This is a genomic window from Streptomyces sp. NPDC102283, from assembly GCF_044766265.1.
In the GTDB taxonomy this organism is placed as follows: Bacteria; Actinomycetota; Actinomycetes; order Streptomycetales; family Streptomycetaceae; genus Streptomyces.
On record NZ_JBIWLQ010000018.1, the window covers coordinates 36522 to 53004 of the forward strand.

At 71.0% G+C, this 16483-nt stretch carries 10 protein-coding genes; 3 read left to right on the plus strand and 7 right to left on the minus strand.

Annotation, left to right across the window (positions count from 1 at the left end):
• Window positions 1-207: 207 nt before the first annotated feature.
• On the plus strand, window positions 208-1047 hold the full coding sequence (locus ACIRJT_RS29635; RefSeq protein WP_403915014.1) for a class I SAM-dependent methyltransferase: 840 nt from the start codon (window positions 208-210) through the stop codon (window positions 1045-1047).
• Window positions 1048-1248: 201 nt separating this feature from the next.
• A complete protein-coding gene (locus tag ACIRJT_RS29640) occupies window positions 1249-1641 on the plus strand; it encodes a nuclear transport factor 2 family protein (protein ID WP_403915292.1) in 393 nt (130 codons plus the stop codon).
• Window positions 1642-1742: 101 nt separating this feature from the next.
• On the opposite strand, the gene ACIRJT_RS29645 is transcribed toward ACIRJT_RS29640, so the two are convergent.
• Window positions 1743-2549, minus strand: a complete 807-nt coding sequence (locus tag ACIRJT_RS29645; RefSeq protein WP_403915016.1) for an SGNH/GDSL hydrolase family protein — start codon at window positions 2547-2549, stop codon at window positions 1743-1745.
• Window positions 2550-3125: 576 nt separating this feature from the next.
• On the opposite strand from ACIRJT_RS29645, the gene ACIRJT_RS29650 reads away from it, so the two are divergent.
• Entirely contained in the window at window positions 3126-3440 is a 315-nt protein-coding gene (locus ACIRJT_RS29650; protein ID WP_403915018.1) for a hypothetical protein, read from the plus strand.
• A gap of 81 nt (window positions 3441-3521) precedes the next feature.
• Here ACIRJT_RS29650 and ACIRJT_RS29655 read toward each other — a convergent pair whose 3' ends face one another.
• The 6 genes from ACIRJT_RS29655 to ACIRJT_RS29680 form a co-directional block, all read right to left on the minus strand.
• A complete protein-coding gene (locus ACIRJT_RS29655) occupies window positions 3522-4790 on the minus strand; it encodes a TIGR02679 family protein (protein ID WP_403915020.1) in 1269 nt (422 codons plus the stop codon).
• Window positions 4787-9034, minus strand: a complete 4248-nt coding sequence (locus tag ACIRJT_RS29660; RefSeq protein WP_403915022.1) for a TIGR02680 family protein — start codon at window positions 9032-9034, stop codon at window positions 4787-4789. The genes ACIRJT_RS29655 and ACIRJT_RS29660 overlap by 4 nt, the downstream gene beginning before the upstream one ends.
• Complete coding sequence (locus tag ACIRJT_RS29665) at window positions 9031-10359, minus strand: TIGR02678 family protein (RefSeq protein WP_403915023.1); 1329 nt, start codon at window positions 10357-10359, stop codon at window positions 9031-9033. Before ACIRJT_RS29665 ends, ACIRJT_RS29660 begins: the two co-directional genes overlap by 4 nt.
• Window positions 10356-12062: a TIGR02677 family protein gene (locus ACIRJT_RS29670; RefSeq protein WP_403915026.1), complete on the minus strand. Its 1707-nt coding sequence runs from the start codon at window positions 12060-12062 to the stop codon at window positions 10356-10358. The genes ACIRJT_RS29665 and ACIRJT_RS29670 overlap by 4 nt, the downstream gene beginning before the upstream one ends.
• A gap of 136 nt (window positions 12063-12198) precedes the next feature.
• Complete coding sequence (locus tag ACIRJT_RS29675; protein WP_403915029.1) at window positions 12199-15969, minus strand: AAA domain-containing protein; 3771 nt, start codon at window positions 15967-15969, stop codon at window positions 12199-12201.
• Window positions 15966-16382 carry a hypothetical protein gene (locus ACIRJT_RS29680; protein ID WP_403915031.1) on the minus strand — a complete coding sequence of 139 codons (417 nt, stop codon included), beginning with the start codon at window positions 16380-16382 and terminating at the stop codon, window positions 15966-15968. The genes ACIRJT_RS29675 and ACIRJT_RS29680 overlap by 4 nt, the downstream gene beginning before the upstream one ends.
• Window positions 16383-16483 lie beyond the last annotated feature (101 nt).

The window sequence follows — 16483 nt, forward strand, 5'->3', positions numbered from 1 at the left end:
TTCCGTCCGCTGTCGGGCCGCGAACCCGGACGAAAGGAAACGGGACAGAGGAGGGCGCCTCCCGGGGTGGGGGAACGCCTTCCGGGGTGGGGGAACACGTTCCGGCGTGGGGGACCCTCCGGAGTGGGGGAACACCTTCCGGTTCCGGGTGGGGGACCACCGAATATCCACTCGCGCCCCTTCCGGCCCGTGGGTAGCTTTCCGGGCATGTACTCCCCGACTCCGGACGACTGGCACGACACCAACCGCGCGCGCTGGGACGAACGCGTGCCGATCCACGTGGCGAGCGACTACTACGAGCTGGACGCGTTCCTGGCGGGCAAGGACGTGCTGCGCGCCTTCGAGCTGGCCGAGGTCGGCGACGTCACCGGAAAGACCCTGCTGCATCTCCAGTGCCATTTCGGCCTGGACACCCTTTCCTGGTCGCGGCGCGGCGCCGCGCAGGTCGTGGGCCTCGACTTCTCCGAGCCCGCGGTCGAGACCGCCCGGGGCCTGGCCAGGTCGCTGGAACTGGGCCCGGACCGGGCGTCGTTCGTCGCGGCCGACGTGTACGACGCACCGGCCGCCGTCCCCGACTCCGCGTACGACATCGTGTACACGGGCATCGGCGCGCTGGGCTGGCTGCCCGACCTCGACCGCTGGGCCGAGACCGCCGCCTCGCTGGTGGCGCCCGGCGGATTCCTCTACCTCGCGGAGTTCCATCCGCTGACCGACTCGATGGACGAGACCGGTTCGGTCGTGACCGACGACTACTTCAGCCGCGACGCCTGGGTGGACGAGACGCCGGGCACGTACGCCGACCTCGACGCGCCGACCCTGCACAATCGCAGCGTCGAGTGGCAGCACCCGCTGGGCCGGGTGGTGACGGCGCTCGTCGCGGCGGGCCTGCGGATCGAGTTCCTCCACGAGCACGACTTCTCGCTCGTCCAGCGGTTCGGTGTGCTGGAGCGTCACGCGGACGGCCACTACCGCTTCCCGGCGGGCCGGCCGAGGATCCCGCTGATGTACTCGATCAAGGCGTCGCGCCCGGTGGAGAATCAGGAGTAACCGCAGGCCGGGACCGTCGCTCGGGGCATCTCCGGCCGATTGTCAGTGCCGGGGTACACACTCGTTTCCATGACCGACACAACAGGCGGAACGCCGGGCGGAGCCACGCCCGGCAGAGCTTCCAGCAGCGCGCGCGGTACTGCTTCCAGCACCACGTCCGGGACGGCTTCCAGCACCACGCCCCGGACGGCGACGGCCGCGCTGCGCGGGGCGGTCGAGGCGTACTGGTCGGCGGCCGCGGCGCGCGACTGGAGCGCGTTCGGGGCGACTCTCGCCGAGTGCGTGGTGTACGACCTGCCGCAGACGCGGGAGCGGATCCTCGGCAAGGAGCGGTATCTCCGGTTCAACCAGGAGTATCCGGGCGACTGGCACGTCCGGGTCGAGCGGATCGTCGCCGACGCGGAGGGCCGGCAGGCCGCCGCCAGGACCGGCTTCACCGTGACGGGAGGCCGGCCGGGGGAGCAGCCGCGGGAGATGGACGCCATCCACTTCTTCACGTTCGACGAGGAGGGCCTGATCACCGGGGTGACGGACTTCTGGCCCGAGTCGTACGAGCCTCCGGCAGGACGCGAGCACCTGGTCGAGCGCTACTGAGAAAGGCGGCCCACCGGTCGCCCGGTGAACCGCCGTTCCGTACGAGAAGCTGAACCGCAGAGCTGAACCGCAGAGCTACACCGCAGAGCTACACCGCAGAGCTACACCGCCGAGCGGAAGGCGGGCAGATAACCGCCCGACTGCCCCGCGGCCTTGGGGTGGTACGAGTTGTAGATCGGGACGGTGACGCTGTGGAGCCAGGCGTCGCCGGAGCACAGCTCGTGCCCGGTGAATTCGTCCACCACGCTGGAGAAGGTGAATCCGGCGTCGGCGGAACGCTTGGCGAGGACGTCGTTCAGGACGTCCGACGCGTTGTTGATCGCGGTCCGTTCGGCTTCGGAGAGCCCGGCGACACAGCTGCCGGACAGCTGGTAGAAGCGCGGGTAGCCGAGAACCACGACCTGGGCCTGCGGGGCGCGGGCCCGGATGCCGTCGTACAGCGAATCGAGGCTACCGGGAAGGGAGTTGTTCATCTGCGCGACCGCGTTGTTCACGCTGTTGATGCAGGTGGCCTCGCTCGACAGCACGCAGTCCTGCATGACGTCGGCGAACCCGACGTCGTTGCCTCCGGCGGTGACGCTGACCAGCGAGGTGGACGCGCTGAGCACGCCGAGCTGGCTGCTGGCCACGGACGAGGTGGTCGCTCCCGAACAGGCGACGAAGTCGAAGGAGGCGGGGGAGTTGGCCGCCTGCCACAGATACGGGTAGGCGTTGGTGCTGCGCCGGCAGTCGCCGCTGTCGGAGAGGTAGTTTCCGGCGCCGACACCGGAGGAGTAGGAGTCGCCGAGCGCGACATAGCCGCCCGCGGCGGCCGAGTCGGTCGCGGAAGCCGGTCCCGCGACGCCGAGAGCGGCCACGGCGGCGAGTGCGAGAGTGACGACGGATGCTCGAATTCTGCGTACTGACATGGCTGCCAGCCCTTCGAAGTGTGGGGGGATGAGCAGATGGGGGGACGAGCTGTGGGGGTTGGGGGGAGCGATGCAGTTTCTAGCAGCTCGCGGTACCCGTCGGTAATGCCCGTGCGAGAAGTCGTCTGATATGCCCGAATGATCGTTCGGTGGGTTGCGCTCCGCGCGTAGATAAACCCTCAACTCAGTGTCAGAACAGGCAAGTTCAAGGAAGATCCGGGCGCCCTGAAAGGCCCGAACGGGTGGCGACGCGCGGTACGGAAGGGCCCTGTCCGGGCGTCGCCGCACCGGGGATTTCATCCGGACGGGTGACGATCTCGGCCCACGACGGAACGGTGTGGTGGCCGTCGCCGCCGCTGATGGCGAGCCGTAACGGGCACGGTCCTTGCGTCGCCCCGGGGTGAATCCGGGCTCCACCGCACGGATGACGTCGTACAGCAGAGCCCCTTCGAACCGGTGCTGCCACGGCCCGCTCGTGCAGCTGCGCGCACCGCTCACAGAAAAAAGCCCGTACGAGCTTCGAAACTGTCATGCTCCGATGGGCCGAATCAGCGTTCCGCCCTCTGGAGGAGTCACATGCCGATCCGTAAGAGCGTGGAGGAGGTCCTCGTGGTCGCCGGGCAGCGCGAGGAGTGGCTCACCCGCTGCGAACAGGGCCTCATTACGGCAGGGTTCAAGGGCGTGCGGACACGCGCAGACCTCGGGCAGGTGACGGGCACGTACAGAAAGTTCCCCACCTGGGGCGAGCTCACGATCACGGTCGTTCCGGGCGCTCAATCGGGGCACACGCGACTGACGCTTCGCTCGACGGCCGCGGTCGACAACGTCTACGCCATCTTCTCCAGCCCGAACAAGAAGGTTCTCGAGGCTGCGAAGTCCGGTCTCGCGTGAGCGCGGCACCGTCTGCTCCCGGACGGCTCCCAGGAACGGGCAGCCTGAGCGGGACCGAGCCAGGTCGGACACCGTGTCCCGCTACGGGATCCCCAGATCGTTTACCAACAGGTCGAGCGTCGCCTCCTCATGGAGCGCCACCCCGAGCGCTGCCATAGCAGGAGCAAGCCCCGCGTCCCAGACCGCGCTGACGGGCTCACCGACCAGCGGCAGCTGGGGAATTCCCTCGGCCTGGCTGCGCGTGGCCAGCTGCTCGTAATCCTCGGCGCTCATGCGCCACGGCCGGGCTTCGTAACGGCGCATGATCCGGTTCGCCAGAGTGATGCCCGGCCAGTCGAAGTCGCCGTGGTAGGCGAAGTGGCAGTCGCTGGAGACGAGGGCGTCGAGAAGGGTGAGGACCACCGTTGCTGCGCTGCCGGAGGTGCAGACCAGGGCTTGCGAACAGCCCGCGTCCGCTGCGGCCTCCACCACCCGTGGGTTCTCGCAGATGTGGACGACGGAGCCGGCCGGCAGGTGAAGTCGCACGTCACGCAGGTCCCGGGACGTCAGGTGGGTCTCCGCGTGGTGATCGGCCCGCTCCCGCAGCGACCTCGCGCGCCACTCCTCGCCGAGGGGCCGGAGGCCGTACGTCAGCACAGTGCTGGAGACCTCGTCCGGGGTCACCGCGACCAGCCGCCACAGTGCCCGTCGGCCGGCCGCGTCACCGGGAAGATCCGTGTCGTGTGCCAGGGCGATGCCGCGCTGGACGAGGCGGGCGAGCCAGGTGCCGTCGTCCAGCCCGTGCGCCGAGCCTGTTACCGACGCGGCCAGCTCGCCGCGGCCCCGTGCGTCCGTACGGTGTGGGTCGAGCAGCATGCCGAGCACCTGGACCGCCTGCTGAAGCGTGCGTACGGCCGCTTCCGGTGTCACGCTCTTCGGGACGCCTGTGCGACGCAGCACATCGGACCACTGCTCCACCCACTCCAGCCCGGCCAGTGGCGACGCGTCGAGGGACGAGGCGAGCGCGGCCCGGACACGCTGACGCTCTGCCGCGTTCTCCTCGCGGGCCGTACGTCGGTTGACGAGGGGAGGGCCGATTTCCTCCAGGACCTGCCTGAGCCCGAGCCCCGCGGCCGAGGCCCGCAGGCGTTCGTCGAGTACGTCGAGCCTCACCGTCACCGCCGTGCCTGTGAGGGGCTTGCCCAGCAGGAGCGACAGGTCGTTCCGCTCCCGGGAACTCACCGTCGCCAGCCGGAGGGAGCCGGTGGACCGCACCCCGTTGCTCTCCAGCCGTTTGCGTGCCGCGCTCCAGAGCCGGACGAGGCCGGGACCTGCCAGCCAGTCGTGCGTGGCGGGCGGAAGGGCGCTCATACCGATGCCGGCCGCCGGTGGCGACCGTTCCACGTGTAGTGCAACGTGGCCACTCCTCGTACGTGAGGGTCGCGCAGGCATTCGTAGATGTGCAGGGAGGGCACCTCGGCCCAATTGCCCATCAGCCGCTCGCTCGTGAGGACGAAGTCGAGGTCCAGGTCGACCAGGATGCGGCCCAGGCGCCCGTGCGTGGGTTCGTCGACCTTGGCGAAGGCGTCGTCCAGGAGGATCAGCCGGGGCGCGTGCGGTGCTGAGTCGGCGAGGCTGGTGAAGTGGGCGGAAGCGGCGGCGAAGAGCACGAGGTAGGAGAGCACGCGCTGCTCTCCCTGGCTCAAGCCGGTGCGGCCCGTCAACTTCCTTCTGCGACCGGGGGCGGCGTCCTCGACCACGAAGGTGTGGAAGGTGAACCAGGAGCGGTAGTCCAGCGCGGTGCGGAGGTGGGCGGTGTAGCCGGCCGACGGATCGGTGCGACGGGCATCCTCGATGCGGCGTTGCAGCACATCGCGGAGCTGCTCGGTCTGCTCGCGCGTCCGGAGACTCGACGGGCTGCGCAGCAGCTCTACGGCCACCCGCACGTCGGCGTCGGCGTCATCACTCAGTTTCCAGAGGAGTTCCACGCCGAGGCCGTGCGAGGTCCGTACGGTCTTCAGCGTGTCGTTGAGGGCCGCGACCAGGTTGGCCGCCGTGATGACCTGCTCGGAGAGGTGGTCGCCGAGCTCGCCGGTCAGGAAGCGCTGGAACACGTCGCTCTCGCGCTCGGTGAGCCTTCCTCGCGCCTCGGCGGCCTCCACGGCGATCCGCTCGCCCACGACCGCGACGTCGTGCGAACCATGGTCGTCGAGCAGGCGGCACACCTTGATGCCGTCGTGTTCGTCGAGCTGTGCGTCGTAGCCGCCCGCCAGTTGATCGCGCAGCGTCGCGTGCCGTTTGAGGAGAAGGCTGTCGGACACCTCCTCCCGGTGACGACCGAGACTCCGGTCCACCGCTTCCGCCAGCGCCCGTAGTGCACGCAGGCGGTCGCGTGCGTGGGAACCCGGGTCGTCCGGTAGCTGATCGGGGAGGGACGAACGGTCCAGTCCCGCTCCGATGACGACTTCCGGACGGCTGAGAGCACCGCGCAGAGCGCGGCCGGTCTCGATCACGGCTGCTTCCTGGTCCGCCAGCTCCCCGCGTAGGCGTTCCTCCTTCTCCTCCGCCCGCACACGTCGGTCGCGCAGACCGTTGTGGTCGCGCTCTCTCGCGGGGATGGCCCCCACGGCGTCCGCGATACGGTCCTTGGCCGCCTGTTCGTCAGCGAGGATCTTCTCCTCGGACGATCCGACAGTGGCCTCCCGGGTCCGCAGATCCTGTTGCGCGGTGTGCAGTTGCCGGTGGCGAAGCCGGTAGCCCTCTTCCGCCTCCGTCCGCTTCTCGCGGGCCCCCGCGTACCGCCGGTCGTCCGCCCGACTTCCGCCGAGCCGGGCGACCGTACCGTTGACCGCCCTGCGCAGGTGGCCGACGCCGGTGAGCAGCGAGGCCAGCGCGGTGTGTACGCGGTCCAGTGCGACGGTGTCGGTGGGCAGGTCATGGGCGGTCGCGGTGGCGTCCGCCTCGGAGCGCGTCGATACGGCCAGAGCGCGGGCCTCCTCCGCCCGGCGCGCCGCCTCGGCCGCCTTGCCGGAGAGTGCTTGCGCCGCCCTCTCCTCCGAAGCATGGGTGTTCCAGGAGTCGGAGAGCCGCGGCGCCCCCGGGAAGTCGCGTTCCGCTCGGGTGAGGGCCCGTCGCCGGGAATCGGCCGCGGCGAGCTCGGTACGGGCTACGGCCAACTGTCGTTCCGTCTGCCCGATCCGGTCCGCCAGCTCGGCCAGCACCCGTCGCCGGGTCTCGGCCCGCACCGCCGCACCCACGTACTCGGCGGCGCTCTTGTGGTGCTGCCCCCGGAGGGCTCCCAGCCGCCAGCTACCGTCCAAGTGGACCGCGCTCGCGGCCGCCGTCCCCGCGGCCGGTGCGAGCACGACGGCTGACAGCAGGCGCTCCACCTGTTCGGACGTGATGCCGCTCTCCGGCTGCGCGACCGGTCGCAGGGCCGAGGCGAGGGTCTGCGCCACCGGCAGCGGGTCGCGGGCCGGTGCCGCGTCGAGAACGGTGTCCCCGGAGAGCGGGTCGAGAAGGGCGCCGCCCGTGCCGACCCACGCGTCGAGAACGCCACTCGCCTCCAGTGCCGCCTCCAGGCCGGCCCGTTCGGCGGCGGTCAGGTGCTCGGCGAAGTCCACCAACCGGTAGAACGGAGCCCCGTTGGCCGGTTCTCGCACCGCGCTGCGGTGGTACGGGGCCGGAGGCTCCGGGTCCGTACGGCGTTCCCGGGCCCGCCTCTCCTCCGCCAGGCGGTCGATCTCCTCGCCGAGTCGGCCGACGCCGACCGCCAGGGTGTCGCGGTGCCGGGTGAGGGCGTCCGCGTACGGCTCCAGAGCCAGGTGCGCCGTCTGCCGCGCGTGGGTGTCGATGCCGGCCGGCAGTGTGCGGGAGGAGAATGCCGCGTCGGAGTCGGCCGCGCAGGCCACTTCCGAGAGGACGGCATCCAGCGGCGGGCACTCGGGCCCCGCCGCGGTCCGCGTCGCGCGCACCCACACGGCGACCTCGTCGGCGTACCCCCGGCTCTCCTCGGCGACCTTCTGACGGCTGACTTCGAGACGGTCGGCGGCCTCCTCCGCCTCGCCCTCCAGCCGTTCCCGCGCCTCGTCGGCCCGGACCGCGACTCCACGCGCCTCGTCGGCCCGTGAGGCGAGGCGTGTCACCTCCTGCACCGTCCGCTGTCGGTTCCGTACGACGGCCTCGGCGGATCCCAGCTGCCCCTGCCAGGACCGCAGGCCGGCCTCCGTCGTCGCCGTGTCCACGCGCACCACCGGTCGGTGCCGTACGGTCTGCGGTTCCCCGTCCGGGCTGGTCAGCTCCGTCCGTGCTGACGAGGAACGGACGGTGCGCGGCAGAGCGACCGCCTCGCCGAGATGTGCGGCGGGAAGTACCGCCCGCTCCGCCTGGGCCAGTAGTTCCCGCTGCTCCGTAGCCAGTTCGGTGAGTCGGGCGCCCAACTCCTCGACGCCCTCGTCCAGCCGTTCGGCCGCGCTCTCCTCCGCCTCGTGCGCACCGCGCAGCGCGGCGAAGGCGGTCATGGCCGTGGTGTGCAGGGCCTCCACCGTGCTGCGGCGCTCCGACAGCTCGCGCAGGCCGCGGTAGGCGTGGCTGTCGTGCAGAGCGGCGAGTTCCGTCCGGGCGGACTCCTCCTCCTCGCGGAGTGTCCTCAGCCCCTCCTCCGATTCCTTCTCGTGTCCCTTCAGGACGCTCGTGTGCCGCGCGGCGTCCCCGGCGCTCCTGCGGCGCTCGGAGAGCGTGTCCAGCTCCCGGCTCACGTCCCGGGCCGAGGAGCGCAGGACCCCGGCGAGGTAGCGGCGGTAGTCGGAGAGGAAGGTGCGCAAGGCCGCGTCGGTACGTTCCAGGCGGCCCAGTTCGGCCCGCACGGTGTCCAGATCGTGGAGGTTGCGCGCCACCTTCTCGACCACGTCCTCATCGAGTCCGGGCAGGGTCTCACTCAGCAGGACGGCCAGACCGCCGTGCTCGATGCGGTCCCCGACCGTGGGCCGCCGCAGCCGGTGCAGGAGCTGGGTGAGGTTGCGGTAGCGCGTCGCGTCCGTGATCCCGAAGAGGTCCCGGGCCACGCGGGCACGGTGTTCGACCGCTCGGTCCGTCCAGTTGCCGGAGCCGACGATCTCCTTGAGCCGGTCGACGGCAAGGGGTTTGCCCGCCTCGACCAGGTGCAGGTCCTCGCCGACGCGCAGCTGGGTGACGAAGAAGGTCGGCACCGCCTTCTGCGCCGACTTCGAGGCACGGATCGCGGCGCCGAGCGTCAGGCAGCGGTGGTCGCCGGCCTCGTCCGTCCCCCGGAACTCCACCCACAGATAGCCGAGGCGGTTGGTCTGCTCGAAGCCGTCCAGCATCAGCCAGGCGAGCGTGGTCCGCCCGGTGCCCGTGGCATCGAGGGCCCGGGAGTCGCCGTCCAGGAGGTACGGGAGCAGCATCTCCAGGGCCTTGGACTTGCCCGCCCCGTTCTTGCCGCGCAGCAGCAGCCGCCCGTCGCCGAAGGCGAACTCCTGCTCGTCGTACTGCCAGACGTTCTGGATGCCCGCCCGGTGCAGCCGGAAGCGGGTGCCCGCCGTCGGCGCGTGACCTGAACGCGGAAGCGGAACGAGACCACGGGCATGGTCGGTCATAACGGCAACTCCTGCTGTGTTTCCATGGGTTCATGCCGCCCGCCGGTCGCCCGCACGGTGACCCGGGTGGCGTAACGGGCCGCCGAGGCGAGCAGGACCCAGCCCTCGCCGTCGCTGGGTCGGGCCGCCCGGACGTCGGTGACCTGGCGCCCCTCCGGCAGCTCGTCGGCGTACTCCTCCGGCAGCCCCGCTCCCTCGGATCGCAGCGGGCCGGCCGGGGCGATCAAGCGCATGCGGGAGAGCAGGCCCAGCACGGCTTCACGCAGGGCGTCGGAGTCTTCGAGGTAACCTCGCTGCCAGTTGCTGCGCTGTCCGTACTCGGCGACCAGCTCGGCCAGAAGCTCATCCACCGCACCGTCCGGAACGGCGACCCCGACGACGAGAACACCGCCGGTCGCGGGGTGTCCGGGCTCCGCCGGGCGGAGCCGCGCCACCAGTCGTTCCAGCAGCAGCAACGCGGCCTGGGCGACGGTTCCCGTTCCCGGCAGGTGGAGGTCGGTCAGCTCCTCCTCGGGGTCGACCAGGGCCACTCCCTCGGCGCGGATCTCCGTCTCCAGGCCGAGGAGTTCGAGGAACGCCTGAGCCTCCCGGCGCTGGCGGGTGCGGAGCCAGTCGCGTTCGGTGTCGGTCAGTTCGTCGAGGTGGACGACAGGGGTCTCGACAAGCATCCGGCGCACGTAGGTACGCGACCCTCCGAACCCGGGGTCCGCCGCACGCCGGACCAGGTCGGCTCCGTCCCGCGACTGGGCGAGCGGTCCGGCCACGATGACGCGGGCGAGCTCCCGGTCGACCGTGATCAGCGCCTCCCCGTCGGCCTCCTGGGCGATGGCGCCCACGTGGCCGTGGGTCTCGATCAGGACACCCCACTCGACGAGCTGCCGCAGAGCCGCGACCAACGTCCGCTTCCCGGCCGCCCGTCCGGTCTCCTCCAGCTCGACGTCCGCGTCGGCCGCCGCGGCCCGGATGTCGGCGACGAGCTGGGACAACAGCAACTGCTCCGGTGCGGTGACCAGCACCGACAGGGCCAGCGCCAGACAGGCGTAGGTGTGCGGGGTGAAGGGCGTGCCGGTGGGCCGTACGAGCCGGTGTCCCGACCGGGCTCCGAGCCCGGCCTTGAACAGCCGGGCGTAGGAGCTGTCGACCAGGAGCCGGTAGCCGAGCACCTGCTGGAACCGGCCGCCCAGCCAGTCGGCGTGCCTGCGGACCAGCGGAAAGAGGTCGGCGTGCGGCCCGTCCGCTGTGACCAGCGGGTGGGCGAGCAACAGCCTGGCCGCGGTCCGCCGTTCGGTGGCCAGAGCCACGTCGTGGGCGGAGGGAAGCGTCATGACACGCTCACCTCCTCCCTACCGCCGGCGGGCGCGCTGCGCGGCTGTGTGGAAAGCGCCTCGCTCCCGGTCGGCTCCGCTCCGTCCACCGCGGCGGCCGTCCTGTGGACCACCAGCTCCAGGTCGTCCAGCAGCAGATCCCCGTCGGCCGAGCGCAGAAGCGTGCGCGCTCCCGCCGTACGGTGCACGTCGAGCCGGATGCCCAGATCGGCGTCCTCGCTCCACGCCGCGTCCAGCCCGAAGCCCCGGTCCTCCTGCCCGTCCGCCGCAGCGCGCCGCCTGAGCTGCGCGTTCCCGAGTGCCGTGGCCAGCAGCTCCAGGAGCAGGCCGAGCGCCGCCGAAGTGAGCCGTACGCCGTCGAATCGGCCGGACGCGCTGCACAGCTCGTCCGCCGCAGCACTTCTGTCAGCGGCCCGCTGACGCGCCGCCTCCCGCAGCCGTTCCTTCTGAGCGGAATGGTCCTCCACCGACGCCGTCCGGCCTCGCTGGGCGCGGCTGCCCCTCTCGCGCAGCGCCACCGGCACCTCGACCACCGGGCCTGTCCACCAGCTGGTGTGGGCGGGCACCACCTCGTCGGCGGCAGGCGGTACGCCCAGGTGACGGGCGCCGTACAGCCCGAAGGCGGCGACGGCGATGTCGTGCGCGTCCTGCGGCGCGGCCTCGTCGAACCACCGGGCCAGCCGCAACAGGTCCCGGCGCCGCGACATCTCGCCGGTGGCCGAGCGCAGCATCCGCTTGGCGTTGGCCAGCAGCGACTGAAGCGCCCGCAGGGTGGCGTCGCGCAGCTGGTCGACCTGGCTGCCCTGCCCGTCGGTGTCCCTGAACCAGCCCCGCAGCCCCTCCCAGTCCGCGAGCTCGCGACCCCGGCTGCGCTGTACGCGGATCTCCGTACGGCTCTCGCTCTGCGTCGGCAGCCCGGCGAGCCCCTGCGCGTGAGCGTCCAGCTGCTCCAGCAGGCCGGTGAGGCGGGGCCAGAGCGCGTCCAGGGCCGCCGAGATGCGCGGGGCGCGGAAGGACACGTCCTCCGTGATCGCCTCGACGTAGTCCAGGAGGAGTTCCTTGAAGCCCTGGTACTCGCCGCTGTCCAGGTCGTACCGGGCGAGCACCTGGCCGAGATAGGCGTAGAAGTCCCGGACGGAGTCCGCGAACCCGGCGAACTGCACGAACAACGTGCTGATCCGCTCCCTCCCGTCCTGCGGGGCTATGCCGCCCGGCTCGGCGGCCAGCTCGGCCAGCTCCCGCAGCCCCCGCTCGACCAGAGCCAGCAGTTCATTGCTCACCTCGCGGGCGGCGTCGGCCTCGGCCAGCACCCCGTCGGCATCCCGCTGGACGCGCTCGCCCAGCCGCGACAGCTGATAGCGGGCCCGCGAACGCTGGTACTCCGTGATGCTGGACGCCTTCACCGTGTGGCTGCCGCGCAGCAGGTTCCCCCACTTCACCAGCTGTTCCAGCCGCGCGGTGAGGGGATCGGCGTCGAGCCCCGCAGCAGCCCCGCCGTCCTCGCGCAGCTTCACCATCACGTCCTGGACGGCCAGGTCAGCCAGGAGCGCGCCGCAGAAGACCCGCATGATCGCGAGGTACTCCAGCCGCTCCGGCGCGCTGAGGTACGCGTACGCGTCGAGGCGGCGGCGGGTCTCGTCGGCGTCGGGAGCCGAAGGCGCGTCGCCGGATTCCGGCGGTGTGCCAGGCGCGGGTTCCTCCATGTCCGCGAGGCTACGTGGAGGGTCCGACAGGCGGTGCGGGGTGGTCGGAACTGACCTCCGGGCAACCGGCACATCGGCCTCGGGCACGCTGGAGCCGGGGCGTACGGAGCGAGTCGACTTCGCAGGGGGCAGAAGGTTATCCCCGCTGCTCGTCGGTGTCGTACAGCCGCCAGGCCGGCCAACGCGCCACTTCGGCTTCGCCGTCACCATCGCCCAGCAGGTTCCGGCGATGCAGCATGAGCCGGAGGTGGCGTGCCGCGTCACCGTTCTCTTCCACTCCGCGATCGAGAAGCACGGCTTGGGGGACGGCCCCGCCGACGCCTCGCACCAAGGCGTCCGCAGCATGTCCGTGAACGGTCTCGCCCAGCGTGACGGTGGCTCCCTCCGTGCAGGAGAGGGCCAGGTACAGGCGTTTGAGCAGCACGTCCTCGGCCCCGCCACCCGGGTCTACGCCGTCCCGCTCCGAAGCCTCCAGCAGCGCGGCGCCCACGCCCCCTCGCCGCCGCCAGAGCCCCTTGTCCCCCACCACGATGAGGTGACTGCGGGCTCGGGTGATGGCGACGTTCCACAGGTTCAGCTGCCCAGCGACCCACTCGACGGCGCCCAGGTGCATGCCTTGGCCGGCTACGAGCGAGAACACCATGACGTCGCGTTCGCCGCCCTGGAAGGTGTGTACCGTGCCGACGCGCAGGCGTTCCTCGTCATACGGTCGCAGCCGCATCCGCAGCGCTTCGGCCTGAGGCGCGAAGGGCGTGACGACGCCGACGGTGGCCTCGGGCGGGAGCTGTTCCAGCAGATACCGGACACTTTCGTGCACTTTGCGGATCTCGTCCTCGTTGACCCAGGAGCCACCGAAGGGAGGGTGGGCGGCCCGCCCGGTCACATCCGTCCAGATGACGGCCGGGCGGCGGGCCAGAGCGGGACGGCCACGGGTGTCGGTGAGAACGGTCAGCCCACCGTCGTAGAAGAGTTCGTTGGAGATCCCGGCGATGTGCGGATGACAGCGGAAGTGCTCGTCGAGAAGCAAGGTGCCGCCCGCGGACTGCTCGGCCGCGTGGAAGGCGGAGTGGCGCCGGTAGGCGAGGTGATGCTTCTCCAGCCAGACGGACCGCAGCCCGTTCCCGCGCCGGATGACAGCCTCGCGGTGCGGGCTGGTCTTCGTGATGTGCGTGAGCTGCATGGGGTCGCCGATGACCAGAGCGCGTCGCGCGCGGAACAGCAGCGGCAGGACATGGGGGATGGCGCACTGGCTGGCCTCGTCGACGACGACGAGATCGAACAGGGCCGGGCCCAGCGGAAACCGCCGGGCGGAAAGACTGGTGACAGCCCATCCGGCCACCGCGGGCGCATCCGTGGAGCCGTCCGAGCGACCCAGAACCCTCCGCATCTGCGGCCAGTCGCCGTGCTTGCCGTCCCGAGCCGTCAACAGGTCCAGAATGCGGCGGCGTCCGGCCCCGGCGGCGGCTTGGACCTTGACGGCGAGGAGTGTGCGTGAAGCGTCCTGGACGGTGCTCTCCGCATCGCGGAGGGCACGCGTGAGCGCTGTGTCGTCAACCGTGGCCGCGTGCCCGCGCCCGTCACGCCATTCCGCCTCGGCCGAGGCGAAGCCGGCGAGCGCGAGGCAGCCCGCGGCGGGATCACCGGTGTATCCCCCCAGACCGGCCTTGCGCAGGAAACGGGATCGGCGCCACGATCCGAGGAAGCGCGCGCGGGAAAGGCGGTGCGCTTTGTCCACCAGCTCCCTCGGCCGGGGCGGACCGCCGAACATGTCCTGAAGTTCGGTGACGGTGATCCCGAGCTGTTCCGCGTGGTGGGCGCGGACTTCACCTGCGCGGCGAAGCCGCAGCTCGGTCTCCGCGATGTGGGCCAGCCCCTGCCGCACGTCTGCCAGACGTTCGGTAGCCAGCGTGGTAGCCATGGACGCCGTGGCCACGGTGGTGGACGGCTCCGGTCCGGTGCGCAGCGCGTGCAGCGCGGCGGCCTCGTGCTCCGCATCGCTCTTGCCGTTCTTCTTCCGCGACGAACCGGTGCGGACGACGCTGCCGGGCATCAGCTCGTCGCAGCGGCGCCAGACCTCGTCCACGGCGTCGTTGTTGGTGGACGCGACCAGCACGGTCTGGCCCGCCGCGATCGCCGTGGCCACGAGATTGGCGACCAGTTGGCTCTTGCCGGTGCCGGGCGGGCCGGTGGCCACGGTGAGGCGGCGGGTCATGGCGGACCGGAGAACCGCGGTCTGGGCCTCGTTGCAGGGCAGCGGCGTCACGAGGCGCACCGGTTCGGGGTCCGTGTGGGCGAGGGACCAGGCACGGTGCGAGGTATCGGGCGCGAGGGCACCGAGGGCGGTCTTCCCGATCTGGTCCGTCCGCTCGGTGATGCCGGCGATGTCTTTGAGGAGGTTCTTCGTGAAGCCTGTCTGGGGGCGCGCCGCGAACAGGACGGCGGTGTTGCGGGCTCCGTGGCCGGGTGTGCGGACGTCGATGCGGTCGGCGAGCTGGTCGGGACGGAGCTCCTGCACACACGGCAGCTCGAACTCCTGGGTGAGGAGGTTCCGTACCTCGACCGCCATGCGATCGTGCTGTCCTCGATGCCAGGACGGCTGAAACGTGTTGATGAGCTGGTTCGCCTCATCCTCGCCCAGCCAGTCGTGCGCCAGCTGAGGATGAGGCAGGACCGGACCGTACGGCTTCAGCCGCACCTCGCCCTCGTCCTGGACGATCTCGACCCGGCGTACCAGCAGGGGCGCGAACTTCGGATGCCGCCAGGGGCGTCCGGTGCGGGGCCCGGTGAGGACCACGGCCGGGTATCCCGCCCAGAGCTCGGCGTCCTCCTCGGCCGCTGAATCCACCAGCGAGGCCGCTTCCTTGGGGAGTGCGACGCAGCCGTCGTCGTCGACCTCGCCGGAGATGAACCTCTCCGCGCCGTCCAGGCACACGTACGACGTGTGCTGACGGCTCACGTCCATCAGAGGTGTCTCGGCACTCTCGGCCAGGACGCACTCGCGGTAGTAGTCCAGCAGGTTGGTCCAGGTGGGCTGCGCGTGAGCGGATTTCGCGATACGTGGCGGTGCAGCTTCTCCGGCGGCGGCCCGGGGCCGAGAACTCAGAGGATCGAGGATGGGGGCCCGGCCGAAGGGGCTGTCCGCGATGACGATGCGGTCGTCGACGCCGTGCGTGGACTGCACCGGCACCTGACGTCCGCCGCTTTGAGCGCGCATACGCTGGTTGACGTGGTGGAACAAGTCGCTGACCGTCACCGCGCTGCTGCCGTCCTTGCTGACCTTCCCCGTGCGCAGCGCCTCGATGACCTCGCCGGTGAACGCCGACGGCTTCACATCATCGCCGCCGCCCGCGTCCGCGTACGAGTCCTCCCCGGCCCGCGAGGACGACAGGACGTACACGCCCCTGCTCGTCAGCGGGGGCTGCTCGCCCGACTTGGCCACGGAGCCGTCAGCTTGCCGGTCCGACGTGCGCAGACCCACGGCGAACCCGCCGCTGCGGCAGCAGTCGATCATCACGATCTTCTGCGGCGCGACGCACTCCTCCAGCGCGTCGTTGAGAAACCCGGCGCTGACTCCGGTCGCGGCCACCCGGTCGTAGTCGGTGTCCTTGGCGACGAAATGGAACTCGCCGCCGTCACGCACGGTGCGCACACCGTGCCCGGAGACGTACACGAGCGCTAGTTCGTCCTCGTCGCGCTCCTGGAGGAACGCACCAATGACTGCTCGCATGTCATCGGCGGCGAGATCGGATTCTGTCTGTACGGAGACGAAGTTGCCGATCTTGTGGTGCTCCAGGACCTGGGCGAGTCCCCATACGTCCGCTTGTACGGAAGCCAGCGGCGAGAAGCGGCCGTCGTCGTAGTGCTCGTTGCCGATCAGGAGAGCCCGGCGCTTGTGGAGGCGGGTCACGCCGCGCCGTCATCCGGTTCGGGACCGTCGTCGCCCGTTACCCGGTCCTGGAACTCCCGGACCAAGCGCTCCTGCGCGGCGTCCGGGCGCCCGGTGATCTCGATGGAGTCGTCCCCGACGGTGACCACGACCTTGCGGTGCCGCTCCTTCGCACACCACTCCTTGATCAGGGTGATCAGGACCTGGGACGCCGGACGGGCGACGGCGGCGGTGGTGGCGGCCCAGAGAGCCACCTCACCGACGCCCGTGCCCTTGCTGCCCGGTTCGGTTGGTCCATGGGCGTCATGGAAGCCGACGACGAGATCGTCTGCCCTTCGCAGGCTGTCGTGCAGATCCCGAGTGAGACGCTCCTGCCGGAGTGTGTCGCCTCCTGTGGGCACGGTGAGCGTCCACGGCGATCCCCCGTTGTGCATGTGCCGCTCCTTGCCCTCGCGTATGCGCTTGCTGGTCTGTCCAGCGACTTTGGCACGCAGCCCGTCGAGAGGGACAGCCGGGGCTGAGCTGGAGGGACGGC

What these genes read in the sequence shown, in the direction of transcription:
- ACIRJT_RS29635 (WP_403915014.1), top strand. Translation starts at nt 208, where the DNA reads ATGTACTCCCCGACTCCGGACGACTGGCACGACACCAACCGCGCGCGC.
- ACIRJT_RS29660 (WP_403915022.1), bottom strand. Translation starts at nt 9,034, where the DNA reads ATGACCGACCATGCCCGTGGTCTCGTTCCGCTTCCGCGTTCAGGTCAC.
- ACIRJT_RS29655 (WP_403915020.1), bottom strand. Translation starts at nt 4,790, where the DNA reads ATGAGCGCCCTTCCGCCCGCCACGCACGACTGGCTGGCAGGTCCCGGC.
- ACIRJT_RS29680 (WP_403915031.1), bottom strand. Translation starts at nt 16,382, where the DNA reads ATGCACAACGGGGGATCGCCGTGGACGCTCACCGTGCCCACAGGAGGC.
- ACIRJT_RS29670 (WP_403915026.1), bottom strand. Translation starts at nt 12,062, where the DNA reads ATGGAGGAACCCGCGCCTGGCACACCGCCGGAATCCGGCGACGCGCCT.
- ACIRJT_RS29650 (WP_403915018.1), top strand. Translation starts at nt 3,126, where the DNA reads ATGCCGATCCGTAAGAGCGTGGAGGAGGTCCTCGTGGTCGCCGGGCAG.
- ACIRJT_RS29645 (WP_403915016.1), bottom strand. Translation starts at nt 2,549, where the DNA reads ATGTCAGTACGCAGAATTCGAGCATCCGTCGTCACTCTCGCACTCGCC.
- ACIRJT_RS29665 (WP_403915023.1), bottom strand. Translation starts at nt 10,359, where the DNA reads ATGACGCTTCCCTCCGCCCACGACGTGGCTCTGGCCACCGAACGGCGG.